The organism is Robertmurraya sp. GLU-23 (assembly GCF_052983275.1).
The window spans coordinates 75209-101667 of the sequence record NZ_JBRKCV010000015.1 but is presented as its reverse complement, the minus strand read 5'-3'; the positions used below and the strand labels follow the sequence as shown (position 1 = coordinate 101667).

Genomic DNA, 26459 nt, shown 5'->3' with positions numbered 1-26459 from the left:
ATTAATGTTGAAAAATGTGAAACCGAGTATCATTATTTCTCTGAGCTTAATGATCATCATATGGATGTTTCTATCACAGGTGACAAATCTAAATTCATTTGCTTCCACCTATGATCAAGTTGACTTTGCTTTAGCACTTGAGCGTTATGATCTTTTAGCTATGCAGCCCCATTTTCCTGGATATCCATATTTTATTCTAGGGGGCTATCTCGTTCACCTTTGGGTACAAGATAAAGCGGCATCCTTGACGTTATTTAATATTCTTCTATACACCAGTGCCATGATCCCGATGTATAAAATATCGCGAGCTCATTTTTCCGGAACAATAAGTGTTTTAGTCGCAGCATTAACTTATTGTTCGGGGTTTGTTGTTCTAATGGTTAATCAGCCGATGTCGGAAGGGGCAGCGATTGCGGTACTATGGTGGTATGTTTGGAGTATCCATGTTGCATGGGAAAAACAAAGCTTTTGGTCACAGGTTATTCCTTTATTCTTATTAAGCATATTGCTAGGGATTCGATTATCATACCTTCCGTTTTCCATTGGTGTACTCTTTCTTTTGTATAAGCTATGGAAAAAAAATCAATTGTCACTGAAGGACATGGTGCCCCTAGGACTTCTAGCTGTTCTTTTTCAGTTGCTTTGGGTTAGTGGAGTCGCACTTACGGAGGGGGGCTTCGCCGGTTTTATGAAACTCGCTCTGTCTTTTACGAGCGGTCATTTCAATGATTGGGGTGGTGCAGCCACCTCGGTAGACCAACCAATTTTTAGCCGTATGTATCAACTAATCATCGAAAATATAGGCTGGACAGGGATTGGGATAAGGTCCTTTATACTAATAAGTATGTTTGCAGTAATGTTTCTTTGTTTTTTTCGGGCTATCAGTTGGAAAAGAATCAAGTCAAACTATTTATTCCAACTTTTCACCATACTGATCGTTGTTTATTTTTTATGGGTGTTATTTGCACAGAATGTAGAAAAGCCAAGGCATATTATTCCCCTGATTACTTTAGGGACATTTTGTTTATTTTCAATGGTTTTTTCGAAATGGAAAACCACCTTTATGATCGCCTTTTCATTATTATTATTGTCTGTTCAAGCTTACCAAACTACGCTTTTATTAAAAGAGCAGGCAAGCGAGCTTCCTGCGACCTATCAATTGGGGGCTTATTTGGAGAATCACACAGAACCTTTTGTTATTTATGCTTGGGAGGAATCGAGGGTTTTTACGTATTTAGATACATCGTTTCCTCATAAGGAAATTAACACATACTCAAAATTCTTACATGATCAATCGTATTATAAAAATAAGGATATCTTGTTAACCAATAGTGTTCTCGAAGGATTTATATCACAAGGTGTAGATCTAACAGGTAAGGTGGAGGTAGTAGATGAGTTTTCCTCAAACTCAATGTTTGACCCTGTCTATCATCATATTATTTTGTATAGGTGGAAGGGAGGGAAATGAGAGTAGCATCCGAAACTCTTACTTGGAAGGCAGAAGATATCTTGTAGATATTTCTATGTATATAGTAAAATCTTACACTGTTGAAAAAAGGATTTTCCCAGCCCTCGAGCGAAACCTAAATAAGAGAGTGTATTTATCGAGGGGGGATTGGATGGAATACGCGTATGAATGGGTGGAAACAGAAGGGCTCTTCCCAATCAAAATCATTTATCACGTATCGGAGGAAGCGGGATATATCCCAAATCATTGGCATGAGAGTATTGAAATCTCCTATGTGCTTTCTGGAAAGATTAAAGAGATTTATGTTGATGGAAGAACCTACACCTCCCGTGAAGGAGATATTGTCGTTATTAATTCAAATTCGATCCATTCCTTTAAGGTTGAAAATAATACAGGAGGAAGAGCTTTATCAGTCTTTATTCCTCCTGAGTTGTTAAAGGAAAAGGGTGTGAAAGTAGATGAAGTGGCTTTTCACTGTGTATCAGTCGGGGAACGGGACGAAGACCGACTTCAACAGCTAGATGAGTTACGTTTGATTTTAGACCAAATGGCAGACGCCTACTTGAACAGAGAGATAGACACTTTTTCTTATGTAAAAATAACCGCATTATCGTATGAATTACTGTATGTGTTATTAAAGTATTTTCAAGTCCCAAAGGAAAGTCACCCGAATATTCATTCCAAAAAGCATCTAGACCGGTTAGCGCAGATCTTTAATTTTATTAAAGAAAACTATCATCAGAAACTATCTTTATCGATGATCGCTAATGAATTTGGGATTACGACAGAATATTTATCTCGCTTTTTTACGAAGCATATTGGTGTCACTCTTCTGCATTATATCAATGCCGTTCGGCTCGAATATGCGCACCGAGATCTAGTAAATACCGACCTTTCTATTCTAGAGATTGCTTTAAAAAATGGCTTTCCGAATGAGAAGTCATTTAATAGAGTTTTCAAGTCGGTGTATAAGCTCGCGCCTAGTCAATATCGCAGGGAGTCGAAAGTACCTAATCAAGAATTGACGTCATTTTAGCTAGAAAAGGACAAGACGAAAACGGTTATTCCTACTAAAATCAAAAATGTAAACGCTTAAATAATTGATTTCGTAGGAGGAATTGTCATTGTTAAAAAGAATGAAGAAACAAGCAAGAAAGGCATTTCTATTATCTCTAGTAGCATGTACGACTTTTTCATTTAGTAGTGGAGTGATGGCAAAGGAAATGAAAACACAACCAACCTCTTATCAAACTGTCACAGAAATTGAAGACTGGGGACCCGCGATTACGAAGGTGATTGTGGATTTAGGAAGACCTGTTCCGGTTAATTCTGTATCAACAGATACTTTTAAGGTTCATGTAGAGATTAGTGATCCTCGCTTAGTGGAACCATTTTTATACGAAGGTGACCGTACAATCACAAAAGCGTATGTATCTGATAAAAATGGAAAGCAAGCCGTGGCCACAGGAAAATACGTAGTGCTAGAAATGAAAATTGGACCTAATGAACGGCTAGGTAATACCATGAATTATGATTGGCAGACAACTGGTTTTAATGATTGGACAGAAAACGAATATACAATTACACAGGAAGAAGCAATTGCCACACCAGCAGGAACGATTTCTGGCTTAACGATTGATACATTCTCCGGTGGTGTAAAAGAGCTAGTGGATGAGTTCTCTACAGGTGAAGCTACATATGATGATGTGACACTAACATATGCGGATTTTGAGCCGAAGAAGGATAAAAAGAAAAATCCTCTGGTCATCTGGCTACATGGTGCTGGTGAAGGTGGAACAGATCCAACGATTCCGATTTCAGGAAACAAGGCGGTGAACTGGGCTTCTGATGACATTCAAGCCTACTTTGGTGGAGCGTATGTGTTAGCCCCTCAAACACCAACGTTCTGGATGGATGGCGAAACTGGCTTTGGTGATGGAACGTCGAAATATGAAGATGCATTAATGAGCTTGATTCAAGACTATGTGTCTAACAATAAAGACATCGACACGGACCGTATTTATATCGGTGGAGATTCAAACGGTGGATACATGACGATGCTCATGATTCGTGATTATCCAGAATATTTCGCAGCGGCTATTCCAACTTGTGAAGCGCTAGCGGACACACTCATTACAGATGAGCAAATTGAAAACATGAAAAACGTACCAACTTGGTTTGTTACTGCTGCGAACGATCCAGTTGTAAATGTGAACAATTATACGGTTCCAACGTATGAGCGTTTAGTCGAAGCGGGTGCTCCAAATGTACACTTATCACTATTCGATAACGTGGTAGATACTTCAGGCTTATACAAAAATGAAGATGGCACACCTTACGAGTACAACGGCCACTGGTCATGGATCTACGTGTATAACAACGATGTAAAAACAACAATCGATGGAAAAGAAATTACCCTTATGGAATGGTTAGCAAGCCAGTCTAAATAATATTCAAAAGCAGTGTGCTTCTAACAAGAATCACACTGCTTTTATTTGGTATAGTTAGTACATAGAATGAGAAGAGGGGTGCCTACTACGTGAAATCAGAACAGCAATATTTTGAAGAAGGTAAGTCCATCCAAGCATATATGGACGAAATGAGCACATTAAAAGAGGAAAGCTTTGCGGTGTATGAGCAATTTCAATTACCTGAAGACGGCTTGGTAGACAAACTAAAACAACATTCCCTTCACTTTTTAACGATTACAGAAGATTGGTGTGGAGATGCCATGATGATCAATCCGGTTATTCGCAAACTAGCTGAAGCGGCAAACATTGACATGCGTGTCACTTTACGTGACGCGGACACCGATTTGATTGACCGACACCTAACAAACGGTGGACGAGCAATTCCGATGATTCTAATTTTAAATGAGCAAGGTGAGTTAGTAGGGAAATGGGGACCGCGTGCACCTGAAGTTCAACAAATGGTGGACGAGCTCCGTGCCACTCTGCCTGCCAAAGAAGACCCAACTTTTGCGGAAAAACAAAAAGAACTCTTTGGCAAATTAAGAAAAAGCTATGTTGAAGACCAGACCCTTTGGTCATACGTGTATGAGAGCTTTAAGGGAAGAGTATTAGAAGTGATGTAAGTTTAAATTTTTTATGATCCGGGTATTAGTCTACTACCATCACAAAGGAGGACATACATATGGGATTACTTCTTTATTTGATCGTAGGCGGTATCATCGGGTGGTTAGCGAGTTTAATTGCAGGAAACAATCTCCCCTATGGGATCATTGGGAATATTGTTTGCGGAATTATAGGTGCGTGGATTGGTGGGATGCTGCTAGGAACATGGGGACCAGCATTCGCAGGCATGGCCATTTTACCAGCATTGGTCGGTAGTATATTGTTTGTTTTACTATTGCGGGTGATCACAAAGATTCTTTCTAAATAACGAGTGAAGGCAGCCTTAAGGGTTGTCTTTTTTTGTTCCACCTACTGCTAAATGATGGATTTTTTTGCGAGGAATGGACAATTTAATAAAAATAACTAAAATTGGTTGAGGTGAAATCGTTACATGATCAAGAGAAGACATTTGCTTTTTAATCTAGCAATTATCACCATTCCGTGGTTATCGTTATTGTTTATCGGAAAGAAAAGCTTCAAGCGGTATTCTTTTACCGGTTTATTTATTGTGGTATTTGAAATCATCAATCATATTTACGGACATAGGAGGAATTGGTGGAAGTTTTACGATGGGTATAAATCTTTCTTTAAGGATGAACTTCCTTTTAGTATTGGCCCCTACATGCCTTTTACGATGTGGCTGTTGAAGTATTCGTATGGCAATTTTAAAAAGTTTGTATTACTTAATGTGATTGCAGATGGAGTCTTTGCTTTTGTATTGATGGATGTATTGAAGAAATTTAAAATCATCAGTCTAAATGGGTTAACTCGTGTCCAGTTCTTTTTCTACATACACTATAAAGCGTATTTATTGTATGCTGTACAGTATTTGATTGAAAAATATAGAAAAAGTCGCTAAAGGAAAGGGTAGAACGAGGACCTGTCCTTCAGATTTCAAGAAAAAAGCGGGGACAAGGAACATGTCCCCTAGGATTGAACGGCGAATCGGATTGACCATGATTTTAGGCTTAAGTGTAGTAGTAGTAGATCGTCTGGGTCTGTGAGTGTTTTTCCTGTGATGGATTCAATTTTCTTTAATCGATAGAGTAAAGATTGGCGATGTAGGTTTAAGGCACGTGATGTTTGGCTGATGTTACCGAAATTGCTTATATAAGCAGTAAGTGTATTGATTAAGTCAAGTCCCCGTTTTTGCTCGTAATCGACGAGGGTGTAAATCAAGTTTTGAAGCACTTTGTGTGATTCTGGTGTGGTGGAGAGTGATAGCAGGATATTGTATAGCTCTGTGTCCGCGTAAGTCCCTCTATGTCCAGGGCCTTGTTGAGCCCGTCCAATTTCAAGGGCTGTTCGTGCATCCTTATAGCTTTCTGAGAATGTGTGTACACCTGCTCGATTTTCTCCGATTCCCCATGAGATCACAGCCTTCTGATCAATCCGTCCTTCGAAGTGATCAAGAAACTCCATCGCATCTTGACGGATGTGGTTTAATGGAATCTCTAAAAATAGTAAAAAGCGGCCACTTCTCACCGTTGACAAAATTCTTCTATCCAATATTGATGCAGCGGATGAAAGTTCGTTTTGGCCCATTCTTTCCCATTTTTCCAACCAGAAGTCAAAGGATTCATCTGTATGATCTCCGTCATACAATTGCTGACTGTTCTCAAGTTGTCCGATGAGGCAAACATAAGGTCTATCAATATCAAAAGAAAGGGCTTTTGCTTTGTTTAAAAATACTTCTGAATTGTCAAATTCATCGTTTGCTAGACTCCAAATAAAATCCTCTTTTATTTTTGCTAGAGTCGCCTCTGTTGATTCGTACCGCTGAAGCCATAAGCTTAGTGGCAAAATGGTTTGCTTAAGAATAAGTGATTGAAACATGTACATTTCAGAAAGAGCGGTTTGTTTTACAATGAGCAAATAGCCTAATATTTTTTGATTGGTCTCAATCACTAACTTAAATATTGTCTTCTTCCCGCTAGTGTATTTTTTCTTTTGAGAACGAATAAAAGAAATGATGCTTTCTGAAGGAAGGGAGTAATGATTGCTTTTTCCCTTTACTTGACCCTCCGCATTGACTATGGCTACTTCCGCATTAATTTCTTCCGCTATTTCATTAGCAGCAGCGTCTAACGTTTCTCCGCTTAGGTACCTATTGAGCAAAGACCGTTGAACGATATCCGACTTTGTTTGAAGTTGTTGCTCCCAAATGTAGATATTCTCAATTATGGCACGAGTAATGTCTGAAAAGCGAATCTCCCATGGCAGTTGAATGAGAGGAAAGTGATGGTTCTGAGCAAATGTGATCACTTCACTTGGGATCTCCTTTACATGTCTTCCCACAGCAATAGCAAGGGCTGCAGCCCCTGAATGGTATACATCACGTACAAAGGATAAAAGAATTGAAGGGTTTTCACCACATCCGATGGCAGTCGTTAATACAAACTCATGTTTCCGAACAAAATCCTCGACGGGTATCTCTATGACTGAAACGGAGTTGACTAGATTTTCTTCTGTTCGGTGTTCAGCTGTTAGTAAAATAGCTCCCTCCATCATGGGGATTGACATTACGCTTTTTACATTAAAGGACACGGACATTCTCCTCCTTTTAGAAGACTACCTAATTTAGAATATTGGAACATGTAGCTTGATGGATTCAATATGGGAATCAAGATCCACATTGTTTCCGCTTAAAATAACAACTGTTGTATCGCCAGGCGGTTTTACCAATCCATCTATTAGGGCTCCAACTCCAATGGCAGCTGCTCCCTCGACGATCATTCGATGTTGCTCGTATAAAAGCGCCATTCCTTTGGCGATCGTTGATTCTGGGATAAGAACATAGTCATCTACATATTTCTTCACAAGTGGAAATGTGTACTGATTGTCTACCCCTATGCCTCCAAGTAAACTATCCGCTAAAGTATGGAATTCTTTTACTTCGACTGGTTGACCAGAAGCGATACTTGCATGCATAGCGGCTCCTTTTTCCATTGTTACTCCAATTATTTTAATAGACGGATCACTTTGTTTCATTGTTACTCCAACTCCAGAAAGTAAACCTCCTCCAGATAGCCCGCCGATCACCCCGTTCACATCAGGAAGCTCCTCGAGAATTTCCAAGGCCATCGTTCCTTGACCTCCGATTATTAGCGGATGGTCAAACGGGGGAATAATGGTGAGCCCTTCCTGGTAATGAAGCTCATAGCATCGTTTTTCTGCATCATCCTGACCATCTCCATATATCTCAAGCTCAGCTCCCATTTTTAAAATTGCTTCGGATTTGGCTTTTGGAACCCTTGTAGAAACACAAATGACAGCTCGTATACCTAACTGCTTGGCAGCGTAAGCAACAGCAAGTCCGTGATTTCCAGTTGAAAAGGTTGTGACTCCTCGTGCTTTTTCCTCAGAAGAGAGGCTGTTAATCATATTAGTGGCCCCTCGAAGCTTAAAAGAACCTGTTTGATGAAGGTGCTCACACTTGAGATAGATGGAAGCACCACATTTTTCGGATAACACCGGCGAAAAAACGAGTGGGGTTTTTTGAACAATTCCTTGTATATTCTTTTTTGCTTTCCATACATCTCGAATCGTTATTTCTTTTGAAAATAGAACTGCTGACAAGTGTGAATCCTCCTTTATTTAGTAATTACAAATTTTTGTATGTAAAGAAAGATAACATAATTTATAGTCTAGTTCTACAAATTGCGTAAAAAATTTGGATAATTTTACTGACTCTTTTAAAAGTGTAGTAGAAATCGTGGTAAAACTTCATACATTTTTGCTAATAGTTATTAAATTTTCAGATAACTATAATGAGAATATCAATAGGTGTTATAAAAAGTTACATTAGATGTTAGGAGATGTGATGGTAAATGTTGGCGTTCGAGCGGGAGGAATTTTTAGAGCGATTAAAAAAAACGAAGCAAAAAATGAGTGACCAAGGAATTGATGTATTGCTAGTAACAGACCCTGCAAATATGAATTATCTAACAGGATATGATGGGTGGTCTTTCTACGTACACCAGTTATTAATGGTTATCATTGATGAAGAGCAGCCGTTTTGGATTGGGCGTTATCAAGATGCGAGCGCTGCGAAGGTAACGACTTGGTTAGATGAAACTCATATTATCCCTTATTCAGATGATTATGTTCAATCGTTAATCAAGCATCCGATGGATTTTGTGTGCGACATATTAAAAGAAATTGGTCAGGACAAGCGCAGTATTGGAGTGGAAATGGACACTTACTACTTTACGGCTAAATGCTTAGAACAGCTAAGAAGCGGCCTGTCAAAATCAACCTTTAAGGATGCCACTAATCTAGTAAACCATGTTCGTATCATAAAATCTGATAGAGAAATTGAGTATATGAAAAGAGCAGCCAAGATTGTCGAAAAAGCAATGAAAACAGGTATAGACCGTATTCAAGAAGGAGTACGTGAATGCGATGTGGTAGCAGACATTTACCACACACAAATCTCAGGAACAGAAGAGTTCGGAGGGGATTATCCAGCGATTGTTCCACTTCTACCAGCTGGGGAAAAAACTTCGACACCACACATGACCTGGTCGGATAGCCGCTACAAAGTAGGGGAACCTGTGATATTAGAACTTGCAGGCTGCTATAAGAGGTATCACTCACCACTTGCGAGAACTGTTTTTATCGGTGAACCAGATTCGAAAATCAAGTTCCTTTCTGATGTAGTTGTAGAAGGCTTGAATGCAGCACTAGATATCGTGAAGCCAGGGGTTACTTGTGAGGAGGTGGAGTTTGCTTGGAGGAAGGTTCTTGAAAAGAGTGGCTTTCAAAAGGAATCTAGAATCGGCTATTCAATGGGCTTGAATTATCCTCCAGATTGGGGCGAGCATACAGCGTCTCTTCGACAAGGAGACCAAACAATTCTACAGCCAAATATGACCTTCCATTTGATCCCGGGAATGTGGCTAGATAACTATGGTATAGAAATTAGTGAATCCTTCCGGGTCACAGAAACAGGTTGTGAAGTATTTGCCAACTTCCCAAGACAGTTATTTATAAAAAAGGCGGAAGCCCGTGTTTAGATTGTTATAAGAGGATAGGGGCACTTAATACTTCCCCTCCCCCTTTTTAACTCATAGGACTGGAGGTGTAAAGAATGTATGTGTTTGATGAGAAGAGCATCCGTGAATATGTAAAAACAGATGATAAGATCCTTTCCGTTATTGAGGAAGGTTTTTCAAAGCTTGCAAACGGTGAGGTGACTCTTCCACCGATTATGCGCATTGATATACCGGAGAATAACGGCGAGGTCGATGTAAAAACAGCTTATATTAAAGGGTTTGATAAGTTTGCGATAAAGATATCCTCAGGTTTCTTTAATAACTCACAAAAAGGGTTGCAGAGCTTAAGTGGAATGATGATTTTGTTAAGTGCGGAAACGGGTTTTCCCCAGGCAATTTTTCAAGATAACGGGTATTTAACAGATGTTCGAACAGGTATCGCTGGAGCGATTGCGGCGAAGTATTTAGCAAAGTCATCCATCGATACGGTTGGTGTTATTGGAACAGGGACACAAGCCCGCTATCAAGTATTGGCATTATCACATGTTCGTGAATTCCGTGAGGTGATTGTGTACGGTCGCTCAGAGAGTAAGGCAAAGGAATATGCCGCCGAAATAGAGGAGCTACTTGGCGTAACTGTTACATGTACCAAAAGTATTGAAGAGGTGATCAGGGGAAGTGAGGTTGTTATTTCGACCACCCCTTCGACCGCCCCGCTAATCAAAGCAGAATGGCTTCACCCAGGGCTTCATATTACAGCGGTGGGTTCAGATGCCGAACATAAACAAGAGCTTGACCCGAAGGCTTTTGATTTTGCTCATCTCATCTGTTGTGATGTCAAGGCACAGTGTGTTCGTTTAGGAGAGTTACATCATGCAGTGGATGCAGAGGTGGTTCGGTTAGATCAAGAAAATCTTATTGAGCTAGGACAACTTACAACCGGGTTGAAAAAGGGAAGAACGAGTGATCATGAGATTACAATTTGTGATTTAACTGGCACGGGGGTTCAAGATACGGCGATTGCCCTCTATGCCTACAAAAAATTAACGGCAAAAAACCTAGTAAAGAAATTTAATTGGGAGGGAACAAAATGACAAACTTTGAAACGGCAAATCTAGGAACAAAATCGGTATGGGCTGGGGAGAAGGAAGTGCTTGTTCATGGTGCCACACAGGTTCCTGTTGTGGTAAGTGTGGCTTATAACTATGACGACATGGATGAATGGTATGAGGTTGCTGTTGGTAAGAGACAAGGCCATATTTATGGTCGCAATACAAACCCGACCGTACAAGCATTTGAAGATAAAGTGAAAATTATGGAGGGTGCTCAAGCAGCAACCAGCTTTTCAACCGGTATGGCGGCCATTAGCAATACACTGTATACATTTTTAAAACCGGGCGATCGTGTTGTTTCCATCAAGGACACGTACGGTGGGACAAACAAAATTTTCACTGAATTTTTACCAAAAATGCAAGTTGAGGTGGCGCTTTGTCCAACTGGTGATCATGACGCTATTGAGGTAGAAATTGCAAAGGGCTGTGACATTCTTTATTTAGAAACACCAACAAATCCGACGGTGAAAATAACGGATATTGAACGGATGGCCAAAGCTGGAAAAGCTGTCGGGGCGTTAGTAGTTGTTGATAATACGTTTGCGACTCCTATTAATCAAAATCCATTACAGCTAGGAGTGGACTTGGTGCTACATAGTGCTACCAAATTTTTAGGAGGTCACGCGGATGCCCTTGGTGGGGTTGTTTGTGGAAGCAAGGAACTAGTTGAGCAAATTTATCATTATCGTGAAATTAACGGAGCAACAATGGATCCTTGGGCAGCTTACTTAATTTTAAGAGGGATGAAAACTCTCAAGCTTCGAGTGGAGCAGCAAGCCAAAAGTGCGTTTGCAATCGCGAAGTTTTTGGAAAAAGAAGAGCTCGTTGAAGCGGTCTTTTATCCAGGACTAGAAACTCATGTGAACCATGACATAGCGAAAAAACAAATGCGCGGTTTTGGTGGAATGTTGAGTTTCGCGCTAAAAGGCGGAATGGATGCGGTTAGAATCCTTCTACCGAAATTACAATATGCGAATCGTGCGGCAAACCTAGGCGCGGTGGAAACAACGTATGGACCAGCAAGAACGACAAGCCACGTGGAGTGCACTCCAGAAGAGCGTGCAGCCATGGGAATTCCTGATGGACTTGTTCGTATCTCGGTGGGAATTGAAGATATTGAAGATTTGTTAAGTGATTTAGAGCAAGCATTTTCATATTTAAGAGAACATTCTGTGGCTGAAGCGACCAACTAATAGCTAAAGGAGGTGGAGATATGACTGTGCATACACATTCCATGGAGGAGCTAGTGGCTCAGATAAAAGAGAAAATCATCGGTTGGCGAAGACATCTCCATGCACACCCTGAGCTAAGCTTCTGTGAATATCAAACATCAGCGTTTATTGTTGATGTGTTGCAGAAAATCCCTGGTGTTCATATTGACACTAGTGTCGGGACGGAGACAGCGGTTGTTGCTACTCTTTCGAATGGTGAAGGACGGACGGTTGCTTTACGAGCGGATATGGATGCACTCCCGATTGTGGAAAAAAATGAGTGTGACTACCGCTCACTGAACGACGAGGTCATGCATGCTTGTGGACATGATGGCCACACATCCATCCTACTTGGCGTGGTACATGTATTAGCGGGATGCTTTGCAAGAGGAGAAATCACTGGAACTGTAAAATTTCTTTTTCAGCCGGCGGAAGAAGCGACCGATGAAAAAGGGCTGACTGGTGCTCCTTATATGATTCAGGCGGGTGTGCTAGATGGAGTGGATTGTGTCATGGCTCTTCATTTAAATCCTGAAAACCCAGTGGGTGAAGTGCTTGTTCATGATGGCTACAGCATGTCAAACGTTGATGTCTTTGAAGCGGTGATTTCTGGGGAAGGGGGGCATGGGGCATACCCACATTTAACAAAGGATCCCATCTGGCTGCTCGGTCCCGTCTTGCAAAGTTTGCATGGGATTGTGGCACGGAGAGTATCTGCCCTTGATCCTGCTGTAGTGAGTATAGGCAAGATTGAAGCAGGTTCAGCTAGCAATATTATTCCAACAGAGGTTCGGTTGGAAGGGACGATGAGAAGCTATCGTCCAGAGGTTCGTAGCTTACTAGAAAAAGAGCTGAAAAGAGCTTTTTCCATTGTAGAACCACTTGGAGGTAGCTTTACCCTTAAGGTTACACACGGTGAGCCTGCCCTTTATAATCATCCCGAAGTAAATAATGACCTTCGGGAAACGATTCAAGATGTTTTTGACAATATGACAATCATTGATTCGCCGTTTGGACTGGGTGGGGAGGATTTTTCTCATATGACAAAAGTGGTGCCAGGAGCAATGATTTTTCTTGGATGTGCGCTATCCGATGGGGTAAAGCGAGAACTGCACACGCCTATCTTTGATATAGATGAGGAATGTCTCCCCATTGGGACCATGATACTTGCTGAGACAGCGTTTAGATATTTATCGGGCCAATACAAGCTACCTGGGGAGGGGAAAGAATGACACATCGAATTGCCATGCTGGGATTTGGCGTGGTTGGGCAAGGTTTTGTTGAAATTTTATTAAGGAAAAAGCAACTGCTTCAGGAAAAATTTCTGTTAGATACAAAGGTAGTTGCTGTGTCAGATATTCGAAAAGGTTCTATTTACAACCCAAATGGATTAAAGCTTGATGTGTTATTGTCGACAGTTGTTGAAACGGGGAGTTTGGAAAGTTATCCGGATGAACCGGGATTGATTCGCCACTTTGATAGCTTTGAAACGATTGTGAACACCAATGCAGATACGATTATTGAGGCGACCTATACGGATGTGAAAACCGGTCAGCCTGCGATTGATCATTGTAAGGTTGCGTTTACTCATGGAAAACATGTCATCATGACAAATAAAGGTCCTGTTGCTTTAGCGTATGAGGAATTGATCTCACTAGCAGAGAAAAATGATGTTCGATGGGGCTTTGAAGGATCAGTGATGAGTGGTACCCCTACTCTTATGATGCCGAATGTATCTCTTGCAGGAAATGAAATTATCGAGATTAAAGGTATTTTAAATGGGACAACAAATTACATTTTAACGAAAATGGAAAGCGGAATTTCGTACGAAGATGCATTGGTGGAAGCGCAACGTCTTGGTTACGCAGAGGCTGATCCAACCAGTGATGTTGAAGGATATGATGGACTCTATAAAATACTTATCCTCTCCAAGGTGGTGATGGGGCAATCGCTAAAGGGAGAAGAAATCTTGCGAAAAGGAATCTCTCATTTAACTATCGAGGATATTGAAGAGGCACGAATGGAGAATAAGCGCTGGAAGCTCATTGCGAAGGTGAAAAAAGATGGAGAGGAAATCATTGCTTCAGTCATGCCAGAAAAGCTCCCATTAGACGATCCGCTTGCCAATATAGCGGGTGCCACAAATGCCATTACGTATACGTGTGACCTCTCAGGTCCTATTACGGTTATCGGAGCGGGAGCTGGGAAGGTGGAGACAGGATACGCTTTGTTGATTGACTTATTAAATATTCATCGAGCTCAAGTGAAAGAAGTGACAAGTCTAGTGATGTAGGGAGGAGGAACATATGCAAGCACAAACATTGCTTAATAAACCGATGCTTTTAGCAGGGGAATGGGTTATGCGTGAAGAGACGATCGATGTGTTGGATCCGAAAGATAATGGCTTGATTGCGAAGGTACCAGCTGCATCAAAAGAGGATGCTATGTTTGCCATTCAAGCAGGGCTCGAGGGAGCAAAAGTTGCAGCAAATTTATCGAGCTTTGAAAGAATATCCATTCTAACCAAAGCGGCGAATTATGTGGAAAAGAATCATGAGGATTTTGCTCGGATGATTGCCCTTGAAGGTAGTAAAACGATTCGAGAAGCTCGAAAAGAAGTGACGCGCTGTGTGAATACCTTACGTGTAAGTGCAGAGGAAGTGCGTAGATTAAATGGGGAAACGATCCCTTTTGATCAGATGAGTGGAAGTGAGGATCGTGTTGGTTATTATTATCGCATTCCAATCGGACTTATTGTAGCCATAACTCCTTTTAACGACCCGTTGAATCTTGTTGCTCATAAGATTGGTCCCGCAATTGCTTCTGGAAATGCCATAATCGTGAAGCCAGCAACGGTTACCCCCTTAAGTGCGTTAAAGCTTGCTGAAGCGTTTGTAAATGCAGGCTTGCCTAAGAAGGTGTTGACGATCATAACGGGACATTCAAAGGAGATCGGGGAAGAACTCGTTACCCACCCTGATGTCCGCATGGTTTCCTTTACAGGTGGAGTAGAAGCAGGAGAAAAAATTGCAAAAACAGCAGGGTTAAAAAAGCTTGCAATGGAGCTTGGTTCAAACTCTCCTTGTATTGTAATGGCTGATGCTGACGTAAATGAGGCGGTGAGTTCTCTTGTGTCTGGCTCGTTTTGGGCGGCTGGACAAAATTGCTTAGGTGTTCAACGGATTTATGTTGACGAACAAATATATGAAGAGTTTGAACGGAAGTTTGTCTCACGTACGAGGGCGTATGTCATTGGAGATAAGCTTCTTGATACAACTGATATCGGCCCGATGATTACAGAAAAAGAGGCATTAAGGGTGGAAACTTGGGTCAACGAGGCTGTTGAAAAGGGTGCAACCATTTTATGTGGAGGGAAAAGAAAAGGTGCTTATTATGACCCTACCATTGTCACAAGGCTTCCCTCGGATTGCACATTAGCAACAGAAGAGGTGTTTGGTCCGGTTGTCATCTTATATCCTATCAATAATATTAAGGAGGCGATTGAAAAGGCAAATGATGTAAAATATGGCCTGCAGGCAGGTATTTTTACAAAAAACTTAGACCATGCATTTTATGCGATTCGTCATATCGAGGTAGGGGGAATTATGGTAAATGACAGCAGTGATTATCGCATTGATTCCATGCCGTTTGGTGGTCTCAAGCAATCTGGCCTAGGTCGGGAAGGGGTCAAGTATTCCATCCTTGAAATGACCGAGCCGAAAGTGGTTTGTTTTAAAACAATGGCTGTCACGTTAGTCTCTGCCGGATTGTAATGGGGACTGTTAGCTTAAAAATATTACAGGGGGTAATATGTGATGCGTAAATATATGAAAGCTTTTTTAACAGTACTGTTGATTTTCAGCTTAGTGGCATGTAGCCAAACAGAGGGGACGTCAGGAAGTGAAGAAAAGGGAGAAACTACGCTAGAAAAAGTAAAAAGTGAAGGCTTTGTTACCGTTGGGTTTGCCAATGAAGTTCCGTACGCGTATGCCACTCCTGATGGAAAGCTAACAGGAGAAGCTGTTGAAGTAGCGCGTGCTGTGCTGAAAAAGATGGGGATTGAAGAAATGAATGGGGTTTTAACTGAGTTTGGTTCCCTTATTCCTGGTATTCAAGCGAAGCGTTTCGACTTAATTACTGCTGGGATGTATATTACACCTGAAAGAGCAAAGCAGGTGGACTTTGCGGATCCGGAGTATAGCATTGGGGAAGCGATTGCTGTTAAAACAGGGAATCCTTTAAATATTAAAAGCTATGAAGATATTAAAAATAACTCGGATATAAAAGTGGCAGTTATGAGTGGAGCCATTCAAAGTGATTACTTAAAGAGTGTTGGTGTAGACGAGAGTCAAATCCAAGTAGTTCCTGATAACCCGTCTGCCCTTGCCGCACTACAAGCTGGACATGTGGATGTCATCGCAATGACTGGTCCATCACTTCAGTCTGTGCTGGATGCAGCAAATGATCCTGACGTTGAACGTGTTATGGATTTTGAAGATCCAATCATTGATGGGAAGAGTGTTCGTGGATATGGTGCAACGGTATTCCGTCAAGAAGATGATGATTTTAGAGAAGCGTTTAACAAAGAGTTAGCTGCCATGAAGGAATCGGGAGAATTGCTAGAGATCATTAGCCAATTTGGATTTACGGAACAGGAGCTTCCAGGAGACGTGACTGCTGAAGAATTAAGCAAATAATTTTAATGTTCTATCTACCATAAGGGCTGCAACCGAGAGAGTTCCTTCTCTCGGTTTTACCTTAGCTATATTTTTCAAATAAAGGAGGGGTGCCTGAATGTATTCATTTGTTGATTTTATTCCGCCATTGCTAGACGGTGCGATTGTGACTTTAAAGGTCATGATATTCTCTATGCTTATTGCGTTGGTCTTTTCTTTTCTATTCGGATTTATGAAATTGTCAAAGTGGAAGGTAGTTAGATTTATTGCAAACGTCTATATTGAAGTGTTTCGTGGGACATCTCTTCTTATTCAATTGTTTTGGTTATATTTTGCACTCCCGATGCTGGGCGTAAGCATTCCTGCGATGACAGCAGGAATTCTTGCAATCGGCCTGAATTATGGAGCTTATGGCGCGGAGGTTGTTAGAAGCTCTATTTTAGCAGTACCAAAGGGGCAAACAGAAGCATCCATTGCATTGAACATGACTCCGTTTCAAAGGTTACGATATATTGTTTTGCCTCAAGCTATGCTCATCATGCTTCCAACCTTCAGCAACTTATCAATCGAACTTTTAAAAGGGACTGCACTCGTTTCGTTAGTTACCTTGTCTGATTTAACCTTTCAAGCGATGTCCCTCCGGACGACAACGATGCAAACAACGGAAATTTTCACTTTGCTACTTGTCTTCTATTTTTTAATTGGCTATCCAATGACATTAGGTTTTAAATGGCTAGAGAGAAAATTATCCGTAGGGAGGGTGTAAGCATGTGGGATTCTAATTTTGCCATTTCAATTGTTCCTGATTTAGTTGACGCGATGTGGATTACGTTAGGTGCAACTGTTACGGCATTTATTGTTGCTGCACTTCTCGGGCTGGTGTGGACAGTGTGTAAACGATCAAACTTCAAGCCCTTGTTGTTTTTAGTAACTGCTTTTGTCGAGTTTATTCGTACCACTCCATTGCTCGTTCAATTGTTCTTCATTTTTTATGTTCTCCCTGAATTTGGAATATCGCTAACCCCTTTTGTGGCAGGTGTCATTGGACTGGGGATTCATTATAGTACGTATTTATCGGAAGTGTATCGCTCAGGGATTGAAGCAGTTCCAAAGGGTCAATGGGAAGCAGGTACTGCCCTTAATTTTACCAAGAGACAAACGTGGTTTCGTATCATTTTACCCCAGGCATTACCTCCTGTTTTCCCGATGCTAGGAAACTATTTCATTGTTATGTTTAAGGAAACTCCAATACTTTCGGCAATTACACTAGTAGAAATGATGCAGACGGCAAAAATCATTGGGTCTAGTTCGTTCAAGTATATCGAAGCTTTTACAATTGTAGGGCTATTGTTCTTCTTGTTAAGCTACCCTGCATCTCTTGTTGTCCGTTATTTAGAAAATAAAACGGCTAATCGTTTTAATCGAGCTGCATGACGTTTGTTGCATGGAGCTTGATGCTTTTAATTGAAAAGAAAGGAAGATGAGTATGAGCCAAACATCCATTCTACCAATCAAAATAAGCGAGGAGACGGGAAAACTAGAACAAACACCGATTGTTCGTTATACAAAAATAAGTAAATCTTATGGTGATCTCGAAATATTGAAAGAGCTTGACTTTACAATTGACCCAGGGGAAAAAGTCGCTATTATTGGGCCTAGTGGGTCAGGAAAAACGACACTCGCACGAATGCTCATGACTTTAGAACAACCTAGCTCTGGTACAATAGAGGTGAACGGTGAACAACTTTGGCACAAGACGGTGAACGGCAAACTCGTTCCTGCAGCAGAAAAGCAGATTAGCAAGGTGCGTGGAGATATTGGTATGGTCTTTCAGCATTACAATTTGTTTCCGCATATGACAATCCTACGAAATGTTACGGCAGCCCTCGTTCATGTGGCAGGTGTTGAGAAGAAGGAAGCGGAAAAACGCGCGATTGAAATGCTGAAGAAGGTTGGATTGGACCACAAGCTCGACGTGTATCCTTCGCAATTATCAGGTGGTCAGCAACAGCGTGTGGCCATTGCACGTGCCCTTGTAATGAAACCAAGAATCATGCTCTTTGATGAAGTCACTTCAGCCCTCGATCCAGAGCTGGTAGGAGAAGTACTCGAGGTCATTCGTGAGATTGCTGTACAAGGTGAAATGGCTATGCTATTAATCACACACGAAATGGACTTCGCTCGAGACATCGCGGACCGCGTAGTATTTATGGAAGGTGGAAAAATTGTCGAACAAGGCCCGCCACACATCCTATTCACCAAACCAAAGCACCAACGAACAAAAGAATTCCTAACCCGCTTCCACTCACGCTAAACTGGACCTTGGGACAGGCATGAAGTGACCCCAGAAGTTAGAGTTTATATTAAGCGGGTAATTGGCAGGTATGAGTCCGGTATTGATCTCATACCTGCCAATTTTTTGTTTTATACTCATTAAAATTAATATAATCTACAATTCTTCATTTTAATTCCTCAAGTGAGTACAGTGCATCCCCATAATACATTTCTTTTTCTTCAGTGTGTTTATTTTCTATCCTTATCTATTACGTCCCCATTGTTAACGTAAAAGATAAAAATCAATGGTTTGCTTGAGCTCCTCTAAATACAATTTAGCGATCCTGCTAAGTTGTGTTTTTTTATTAACGACGCAGCCAACTGTAATTAGTTCCCCTTCTTCAAGCGGCACAGATACAATATCGGATCCATTTAAATCTTCACTTAAAATGCCAGTAGATATTGTATACCCATTCAACCCAATTAACAGATTAAAAAGGGTGGCTCGATCACTAACCTGAATGCTTTTTTTACAAGGAATCGTGCTAAATAGTTCTTCTGAATAATAAAACGAGTTATACTCCCCTTGTTCAAAAGTAAGACGTGGAAATTCTTCTAGCTCCTCTAACGTGACTGTTGATTTCTTCGCAAGGGGATTTTGAGTACTGACGAATATATGAGGTTTTGCTTGAAAAAGAACTTCAAAATCTAACCCTCGTTCTTTTAGTAAAGGCATCATGACTTTTTCATTAAAGGAACTCACATACAAAATGCCTATTTCGCTTCGTAGGTTTTTGACGTCTTCGATGATTTCATAGGTTCTCGTTTCCCTAAGTGTAAATTGGTATTTATCCTCACCATGTTTTTTAATCATTTCAACGAATGCGTTAACGGCAAATGCATAATGCTGGGTGGAAACGGAAAAGAGCTGCTCAGAAGGGGCCGTATTAAAGTAACGGCGCTCTAACAATTCCGCTTGTTCCACCACTTGCCTAGCATACCCAAGAAACTCAGCTCCATCTGGAGAGAGGGTAATTCCTGTCGATGTACGAGTGAAAATGGTAATCCCTATTTCTCTTTCAAGCTCTTTGATCGCTTTTGATAAACTAGGTTGTGAGAGATATAATCTACGTGCTGCTTCATTAATCGAACCACACGCCACCACTTCTATCACATATTTTAGCTGCTGTAACTTCATCTTGACTCCCCGTTTTTCGTCTGTGTATTTCAGATCGTTATAGTTTTTGGTTATAACGACTGATTACTTTTAACAGTTACACTATAGCACGAAAATCGTGATAGGATACAAACATTAGAAAAACAGAAAAGAGGGAATACGATGACAGTAGAAACGAAGGGGAAGAATCAAACGATTTTTCGTGCCGATCAAGTGGGGAGTTTATTACGTTCAGATGTTATTAAAACAGCTCGATTACAGAGTGCAGCTGGTGAGATTACATTAGATCAATTAAGAAAAATTGAGGATAAGGAAATTGCCAGGATCGTTGATAAACAAAAGGAGATCGGTCTACAGGCTGTGACGGATGGAGAATTTCGAAGAGCTTGGTGGCATTTTGATTTCTTAGAAAATTTGGTTGGTGTGGAAGGTTATTGGTCAGGAAACGGAATTCAATTTCACCAAAAACAAACCAAATCTCGTGCCATTAAAGTGACTAGTAAATTAGACTTTGGGAATCATCCGATGTTAGCAGACTATCAATATCTCCATCAAGTAGCAGGGGACCATACAGCCAAGTTTACGATTCCAAGTCCAAGTATGCTTCATTTTCGTGGAGAAGTGGATGGATCAGTGTATCCAGACGAGGAAGAGTTTTTTGCTGATTTAGCTGCAACTTATAAAAAGGCGATTCAAGCTTTCTACGATGCGGGTTGCCGTTATTTACAGTTAGATGATACCTCTTGGGCGTATTTATGTTCAGAGGAACAAAAGGAACAGCTTCGGGCCAAAGGATTAAACCCAGATTACTTAATTAAGATGTATTTACAAACGCTAAACAAAGCTGTAACTGATCGTCCGGCCGATTTAAAAATAACGATGCATATTTGTCGCGGAAATTTCCGCTCCACCTGGATTTCTTCTGGTGGATATGAACCTGTTGCAGAACAATTATTTGGCCACTTAAACATCGATGGTTTCTTCCTAGAATATGATAACGATCGTTCAGGTGGGTTTGAACCACTTCGTTTTGTTACTAGACCGGGCCTGCAAGTTGTTTTAGGCTTGGTTACCTCAAAGTTTGGAGAACTTGAAAACAAGGATATTATCAAGAAGCGAATTGAAGAGGCGTCCAAATTTGTCCCATTAGATCAATTATGTTTAAGCCCTCAATGCGGGTTTGCGTCAACAGAAGAGGGAAATCTTTTGACAGAGGAGCAACAGTGGGCAAAGCTTCAGCATGTTGTTGACATCTCTAAGGAAGTTTGGAAATAAGCACGAGAAGAGGTGGAATGATATGCGCTTGGTTCAGGCTTCTCAAGTAATTGCTGAAAGTAAGTTTAATCGATTTCATTTATTAGTATTTTTATGGTGTTTTTATGCCATCGCCTTTGATGGATTTGATATTGCTTTATACGGGATCGGCTTGCCGTCGATGATGAATGAATACGATTTAACCCTTGTTGAGGCGGGTGCGATTGGCAGCTACACGTTAGTTGGGATGATGCTAGGATCATTTATCCTTGGCTCATTGTCCGATTTTATCGGTCGAAAAAAGATATTAGCACTTTGTATGATCTTATTCAGTGTGTTTTCATTATTAGCTGGTTTAGCTCCCAATTCACTTACTTTTACGATTATGCGATTTATTGCTGCCTTAGGAATGGGGGGATTAATGCCAGCGGTCATTGCCATAATGACTGAATATTCACCTAAGAAAAAGCGAGCAATGATTGTTGCGACGATGTATTGTGGTTACTCCATTGGAGCGATATTGGCATCACTGATAGGCATGTATGTGATGGAAAGTCTAGGCTGGAGATTCTTATATTGGCTAGGGATTATCCCTTTATTCACGCTGCCATTCTTTCTTAAGCAATTCCCTGAATCGCTTTCCTATTTGATCCTCCGTAACCGAGGAAAAGAAATCGCAAACATCTTAAATAAAGTTGATACAAAAGCAAATTATCAAGCTACAGACGATTTCGAGTATGTAGCTGTAAAAGAGCGGGCAAAAGGGTTACCTGCGAAAAAATTATTCACCGACAATCGTGTGGTTAGTACATTGGCTTTTTGGACGATGGTATTTAGCTGTCTCCTTATGATTTATGGCTTAAACACCTGGCTTCCAAAAATTATGCAAGGATCGGGATACGGAATCACTTCGAGTCTTTCATTCAGCCTCGTGTTAGGAGTCGGGCAAATTGGAGGTTCGTTACTAGGTGGATATTTAGTGGATCGAGTCGGGCACCGAAAAGTCCTATTATTTATGTTTATCATAGGGGCGATCTGCTTCGCTTCTTTAAGTATCACATCAAATACCTATCTTTTATATGTATTAATTGCCCTTGGTGGTGCATGCACGGGCGGAACGCAAAATCTAGTAAATCCTTATATTTCTGAATTTTACCCTCAAGAAATTCGAACGACAGGTCTTAGTGTAACCGTTGGAATTGGAAGAATCGGAGCGATTTTAGCCCCTCTGATCATCGGTCTCTTGCTAACCACTAATTTAGAGCCACAGCAGGCATTTTTGGCCTTTGCTGTTCCAAGTATTATTGGTGGAATTGCCCTTTTAGCTGTTCAAGAGAAATACGGCAGTTTTGACATGGTACTAAAAACAACAAATAAGAGTGCATAAAGAAAAACAGAGCTAATGGAAAAATTAGCTCTGTTTCTTTGTTTATGAAGCTTGATGCTCCACATGAACTCTTTTAATAAATATACTAACGAAGACCCCAACTACAGCAATGACAATAGCAAAAATAAAGGCATCCTGTACCCCTGAAGTGAAGGCTAGTAATGGATTGAGAGGATTTGTTGCATCTGTCACGTTCTTCAAATAATTCTCTGTGCCAGATGATAAAATCGAAATCGCGATGGCTGTTCCGATCGCACCAGCCACCTGCTGTAAGGTGTTCATAATGGCGGTTCCATCTGGATACAGTTCACGTGGCAATTGGTTTAATCCATTGGTTTGAGCAGGCATCATAATCATGGAAACGCCAACCATCATCAAGATATGCATCGCAATAAGGAATGCTGAAGACGTTTCTAAATCGATCGTTGAAAAACCGAATAAGGAGCCAGTGACAATCACAAGACCAGGGATGACTAACCATTTTGGTCCAAATTTATCAAATAAGCTACCCATGACAGGTGATAATAATCCGTTCACAATTCCACCAGGTAAGAGAAGAAGTCCGGCAGCAAATGTACTTAAAGCAAGAGATGTTTGTAAGTACAGCGGCAAAAGAATCATGGACGATAAAATAACCATCATACAAATGAGAACTAATAATAATCCAACCACAAACATCGGGTATTTAAACGCACGAAGATTAAGCATCGGCTGATTCATTTTTGTTTGACGGATACAGAATAAAAGAAGTCCGATCAAACCAACTGAAATGGCAGTAATCACGGTTGGATCTCCCCAGCCACCGCCTTCACCTGCAGAACTAAATCCGTACACTACTCCACCAAATCCAATCGTTGATAAAACAATCGATAATACATCAATCTTTGGCTTTGTTGGTGTGGATACATTTTGCATATAGAAGTACCCAAAAACTAGAGCAACGATTAATAATGGAAGGCAAATCCAGAAAATCCAGTGCCATGTTAGATTTTTTAAAATAAGACCAGAAAGTGTTGGTCCAACTGCTGGCGCAAACATAATGACAAGGCCCATGAGCCCCATGATTTTCCCGCGTTTATACGGTGGAACAATTAATAAAATCGTATTGAACATTAAGGGCAACATGACCGCTGTTCCCATTGCTTGCACCACACGTGCTAACATTAAGACGGCGAAGGAAGGAGCAATCGCTGCGATAAATGTTCCAATAATGGAGAGGGCAAGTGAAACAATGAACAATTGTCGGGTTGAAAACCACTGTAAAATAAGACCGGATACAGGAACGAGAATTCCTAATGTTAATAAGTAACCAGTTGTTAACCATTGAACCGTTGTTTCTTTAATGGCAAAGTCCTCTATTAAACTACCAAGTGCCATGTTTAAAGCTGTTTCACTGAATAAACCGATGAATCCAGCAATTAAGAAAGAGACAAGAATCGGGAGTACTTTGTATTCACCCGTTTCTTCCCCCTGTGTTTTACTTATTTGAGCGTCGATATTCATTCTTTTTTCCTCCTAGTTCTTATGGCTAAGTAAGGTGGGAATTTGGTTAGCAATCAACCGTAAAGTATCCCCATTTTTACTAGTTAATGAAAGTGTTGTTGCACCCTCAAGCAGGGCATTGATGGTAACGGCAAGCTCTCGAGCCTTTGTGGTTTCGTAGCCATTTTGTTCAAGCTTTTCCGCGTAAAGATCCTGCCATTCTTTGAAGGTTTTTTCACAAGCAAGTCGAAGTGGTTCATGAGTATTCGCGGTTTCTGCAGCAAGTAAGCCAATTTTTAACCCTTCTAAGCTGCAAGGCGAATCAAAAAATAAAGCAATATTGTTCACATGATGTTGAAAAGCATGAATCAGATTATCTGTGGAAGCAAGGTCATGTGCGGTTTGCTCTAGAACATGTTGCTTCATTAGGTTAATGGCTTCTAAAGCAATTTCTTCTTTCCCCTTTGGAAAATGGTAATACAGAGAGCCTTTAGGAGTACGACTCTCCTCAATAATTTGATTAACCCCGGTCGCGCTATATCCTTGACGTTGAAACAAGCGAGAAGCGGTTTGTAAAATAATCTCTTTTGTATGTTCTTTTTTGGTTTTCATCGTATGAAGTCATCCTTTAGAAAATTATAGAGATCGGTCTATATAAATATAGTTAGAATTCGAGGCAATGTCAATTATTAAGTTGTGGGGGTTGTTAACTTGGTGGGGGAGGGGGATTTGAACAGGGTTCGCGGGAAAAAGGAAGATGGAGTCCGAATGGGAGGGTGATTCGGAAAGGGGGCGCTGGAAAAAAGGAGGACAGAGTCTGAATGCAGAGCTGATTCGGACAGTAGTCGCCGAAAAAAGGGGGGCAGAGTCCAAATACAAGCACCGAAAAAAGAATGGCACGAACATACCTATTCGAACCATTCCTAAAATATATCTATTAACAACACTTCGTCTGATCGTCCCCACTACAGCAAGCGCTAGTCTTCTCATCTTTTTCACTAACTTCCTTGATTTCTACACCACAGCAATCTGAATTCTTATTGTTTTTTACTAGTTTCTTCAAAAAGCTCATTATTAGTCACCTCCTTTCAAAATTAAGCGTTAGCGGGTGTCACACAGCAATTTGGATCTTTACGCGGAGCAGGGATGGAGATTTTTTTCGATTCTTCTCTTTCAAAAAACTTCCATGCGTGTCTAGCATTTCTTTCTACTTCCTGTTGCTTTAGCTTTGCGATTGTTTGATAGTCGTGATAAAACATGTGATCGTCTCCTTTAATCAAAATATATTGATTTATTAATCAAAAAAAATTGATTTAACCTTTTAAAAGAAAACCTAACAGCAGCTAGGTCTAAATAGGCAGCAAAGCTCAGGGGACAGTAGGTGATTGACTTCTTCGGTGTTTACTTGGTAATAGCTCCACGTACCTTTTGTTTCTTTTGTGATTAAACCGGCATCAAGCAAAATCTTTAAGTGATACGAAAGCTTGGATTGAGGCATGTCAATCAACTCACTCAAATCACAAACACAGCTCGAGTTTTGTTGAACCAAAAGGTGTAAGATGTATAGTCGTTTTTGATCTGCAAGGGCTTTGAATTTGGCTTCGTATGTTACAAGCTTGCTTTGCAAAGAAATCTCTTCATTAGTTGCATTACGAGTTACGTCCGTTAAGGGAATGAACTGTTTCACTTTTCGTTCTCCTTTAATCAAAAATACTTGATATAATGTATTATACTTCCAGTGGTAGGTTTTGGCAACTGTTAAATCAAAAAAAATTGATTTTATTTTTTCGACTTTACAAAAGCTTTACAAAAAACTGATTGAGCTATGTATATAAGTGTATTATTATATAAGTAATCGATTATATGATTATTTACATCAAATATTTGGGGAAGATAAACGTATTCTAATGGCCAATTAGGAGGTGTTTCCATGCAACAAGAAACTGTCATTGAGATTGAAGAAGTCGCAAATATCTTAAAGCTTCTAGGAGACAAAACACGATTAACGATCGTGAAAATATTAGATTCACACGACTGCTGTGTGTGTGAGTTTGTTGAGATTTTTAAAACCAGTCAGCCTGCGATTAGCCAGCATGTGCGAAAGCTAAAGGATAAGGGAATTGTTAAGGAATCAAGAAGAGGGCAGTGGATTATTTATTCCTTAAATAAGGAAAGTGAATACTATCCATTCTTGCAGGATGTGCTTAAATCTTTACCCGATCAAGGCTTCAGACTGGATGAATTAGAAAAACAAGGTTTGCGTATTTCTTGTTGTGAATAAGGAGGT

At 40.6% G+C, this 26459-nt stretch carries 27 protein-coding genes; 19 read left to right on the top strand and 8 right to left on the bottom strand.

All coding sequences use genetic code 11. The annotated features are described in order from the left end of the window. The first annotated feature begins 4 nt into the window (after positions 1-4). The 6 genes from ACVBAX_RS19725 (at position 5) to ACVBAX_RS19700 (ending at position 5461) form a co-directional block, all read left to right on the top strand. Entirely contained in the window at positions 5-1468 is a 1464-nt protein-coding gene (locus ACVBAX_RS19725; RefSeq protein ID WP_447118504.1) for a hypothetical protein, read from the top strand. Between the two features lie 151 nt (positions 1469-1619). Continuing rightward, positions 1620-2504 (top strand): AraC family transcriptional regulator, encoded by an 885-nt coding sequence (locus ACVBAX_RS19720; protein WP_447118503.1) that lies wholly within the window; start codon positions 1620-1622, stop codon positions 2502-2504. An 88-nt stretch (positions 2505-2592) separates the two neighbouring features. After that, positions 2593-3918, top strand: a complete 1326-nt coding sequence (locus ACVBAX_RS19715; protein ID WP_447118502.1) for a prolyl oligopeptidase family serine peptidase — start codon at positions 2593-2595, stop codon at positions 3916-3918. A gap of 89 nt (positions 3919-4007) precedes the next feature. Next, a complete protein-coding gene (locus tag ACVBAX_RS19710) occupies positions 4008-4562 on the top strand; it encodes a thioredoxin family protein (RefSeq protein WP_447118501.1) in 555 nt (184 codons plus the stop codon). Positions 4563-4621: 59 nt separating this feature from the next. Continuing rightward, a complete protein-coding gene (locus ACVBAX_RS19705) occupies positions 4622-4870 on the top strand; it encodes a GlsB/YeaQ/YmgE family stress response membrane protein (protein WP_447118500.1) in 249 nt (82 codons plus the stop codon). A 123-nt stretch (positions 4871-4993) separates the two neighbouring features. Then, entirely contained in the window at positions 4994-5461 is a 468-nt protein-coding gene (locus ACVBAX_RS19700; RefSeq protein WP_447118499.1) for a hypothetical protein, read from the top strand. Positions 5462-5529: 68 nt separating this feature from the next. On the opposite strand, the gene ACVBAX_RS19695 is transcribed toward ACVBAX_RS19700, so the two are convergent. Then, positions 5530-7149 (bottom strand): PucR family transcriptional regulator, encoded by a 1620-nt coding sequence (locus ACVBAX_RS19695; RefSeq protein ID WP_447118498.1) that lies wholly within the window; start codon positions 7147-7149, stop codon positions 5530-5532. 33 nt (positions 7150-7182) lie between these two features. Further along, positions 7183-8181: a hydroxyectoine utilization dehydratase EutB gene (gene eutB / locus ACVBAX_RS19690; protein WP_447118497.1), complete on the bottom strand. Its 999-nt coding sequence runs from the start codon at positions 8179-8181 to the stop codon at positions 7183-7185. A 251-nt stretch (positions 8182-8432) separates the two neighbouring features. Here eutB and ACVBAX_RS19685 point away from each other — a divergent pair, with 251 nt between their 5' ends. From ACVBAX_RS19685 to ehuA, 10 genes are all read left to right on the top strand, one after another. Continuing rightward, positions 8433-9620 (top strand): M24 family metallopeptidase, encoded by a 1188-nt coding sequence (locus ACVBAX_RS19685; protein WP_447118496.1) that lies wholly within the window; start codon positions 8433-8435, stop codon positions 9618-9620. A gap of 74 nt (positions 9621-9694) precedes the next feature. Next, on the top strand, positions 9695-10693 hold the full coding sequence (locus ACVBAX_RS19680; protein WP_447118495.1) for a cyclodeaminase: 999 nt from the start codon (positions 9695-9697) through the stop codon (positions 10691-10693). Beyond that, a complete protein-coding gene (locus ACVBAX_RS19675; protein ID WP_430775610.1) occupies positions 10690-11904 on the top strand; it encodes a cystathionine gamma-synthase family protein in 1215 nt (404 codons plus the stop codon). Before ACVBAX_RS19680 ends, ACVBAX_RS19675 begins: the two co-directional genes overlap by 4 nt. A gap of 20 nt (positions 11905-11924) precedes the next feature. Beyond that, complete coding sequence (locus ACVBAX_RS19670; RefSeq protein ID WP_447118494.1) at positions 11925-13154, top strand: M20 metallopeptidase family protein; 1230 nt, start codon at positions 11925-11927, stop codon at positions 13152-13154. After that, positions 13151-14215 (top strand): homoserine dehydrogenase, encoded by a 1065-nt coding sequence (locus ACVBAX_RS19665; protein WP_447118493.1) that lies wholly within the window; start codon positions 13151-13153, stop codon positions 14213-14215. Before ACVBAX_RS19670 ends, ACVBAX_RS19665 begins: the two co-directional genes overlap by 4 nt. Positions 14216-14228: 13 nt before the next feature. Further along, positions 14229-15695, top strand: coding sequence for an aldehyde dehydrogenase family protein (locus ACVBAX_RS19660; protein ID WP_447118492.1), 1467 nt, complete (start codon positions 14229-14231; stop codon positions 15693-15695). A gap of 42 nt (positions 15696-15737) precedes the next feature. Continuing rightward, on the top strand, positions 15738-16619 hold the full coding sequence (ehuB, locus tag ACVBAX_RS19655; protein WP_430775614.1) for an ectoine/hydroxyectoine ABC transporter substrate-binding protein EhuB: 882 nt from the start codon (positions 15738-15740) through the stop codon (positions 16617-16619). A gap of 97 nt (positions 16620-16716) precedes the next feature. Then, complete coding sequence (ehuC, locus tag ACVBAX_RS19650) at positions 16717-17364, top strand: ectoine/hydroxyectoine ABC transporter permease subunit EhuC (RefSeq protein WP_430775615.1); 648 nt, start codon at positions 16717-16719, stop codon at positions 17362-17364. Between the two features lie 2 nt (positions 17365-17366). After that, the gene (ehuD, locus tag ACVBAX_RS19645; RefSeq protein WP_430775616.1) at positions 17367-18032 is read left to right on the top strand and encodes an ectoine/hydroxyectoine ABC transporter permease subunit EhuD; all 666 of its coding nucleotides are present in this window, start codon (positions 17367-17369) and stop codon (positions 18030-18032) included. Between the two features lie 52 nt (positions 18033-18084). After that, complete coding sequence (ehuA, locus tag ACVBAX_RS19640) at positions 18085-18912, top strand: ectoine/hydroxyectoine ABC transporter ATP-binding protein EhuA (protein ID WP_430775617.1); 828 nt, start codon at positions 18085-18087, stop codon at positions 18910-18912. A 243-nt stretch (positions 18913-19155) separates the two neighbouring features. Here ehuA and ACVBAX_RS19635 read toward each other — a convergent pair whose 3' ends face one another. Beyond that, the gene (locus ACVBAX_RS19635; protein ID WP_447118491.1) at positions 19156-20070 is read right to left on the bottom strand and encodes a LysR family transcriptional regulator; all 915 of its coding nucleotides are present in this window, start codon (positions 20068-20070) and stop codon (positions 19156-19158) included. 141 nt (positions 20071-20211) lie between these two features. Here ACVBAX_RS19635 and ACVBAX_RS19630 point away from each other — a divergent pair, with 141 nt between their 5' ends. Next, on the top strand, positions 20212-21324 hold the full coding sequence (locus ACVBAX_RS19630; protein WP_447118490.1) for a 5-methyltetrahydropteroyltriglutamate--homocysteine S-methyltransferase: 1113 nt from the start codon (positions 20212-20214) through the stop codon (positions 21322-21324). Positions 21325-21346: 22 nt separating this feature from the next. After that, a complete protein-coding gene (locus ACVBAX_RS19625) occupies positions 21347-22690 on the top strand; it encodes an MFS transporter (RefSeq protein WP_447118489.1) in 1344 nt (447 codons plus the stop codon). A gap of 42 nt (positions 22691-22732) precedes the next feature. On the opposite strand, the gene ACVBAX_RS19620 is transcribed toward ACVBAX_RS19625, so the two are convergent. The 5 genes from ACVBAX_RS19620 to ACVBAX_RS19600 form a co-directional block, all read right to left on the bottom strand. Beyond that, positions 22733-24193 (bottom strand): DHA2 family efflux MFS transporter permease subunit, encoded by a 1461-nt coding sequence (locus tag ACVBAX_RS19620; protein WP_447118488.1) that lies wholly within the window; start codon positions 24191-24193, stop codon positions 22733-22735. Between the two features lie 12 nt (positions 24194-24205). Continuing rightward, a complete protein-coding gene (locus ACVBAX_RS19615; protein ID WP_447118487.1) occupies positions 24206-24784 on the bottom strand; it encodes a TetR/AcrR family transcriptional regulator in 579 nt (192 codons plus the stop codon). Positions 24785-25109: 325 nt separating this feature from the next. Next, positions 25110-25244, bottom strand: a complete 135-nt coding sequence (locus ACVBAX_RS19610; protein ID WP_430775627.1) for a hypothetical protein — start codon at positions 25242-25244, stop codon at positions 25110-25112. Positions 25245-25266: 22 nt separating this feature from the next. Beyond that, the gene (locus ACVBAX_RS19605; protein ID WP_447118486.1) at positions 25267-25431 is read right to left on the bottom strand and encodes a hypothetical protein; all 165 of its coding nucleotides are present in this window, start codon (positions 25429-25431) and stop codon (positions 25267-25269) included. A gap of 74 nt (positions 25432-25505) precedes the next feature. Further along, positions 25506-25805, bottom strand: coding sequence for an ArsR/SmtB family transcription factor (locus ACVBAX_RS19600; protein ID WP_430775706.1), 300 nt, complete (start codon positions 25803-25805; stop codon positions 25506-25508). Positions 25806-26102: 297 nt separating this feature from the next. Between ACVBAX_RS19600 and ACVBAX_RS19595 the strand changes: the two genes are divergently transcribed. After that, a complete protein-coding gene (locus ACVBAX_RS19595; RefSeq protein WP_447118485.1) occupies positions 26103-26453 on the top strand; it encodes an ArsR/SmtB family transcription factor in 351 nt (116 codons plus the stop codon). Positions 26454-26459 lie beyond the last annotated feature (6 nt).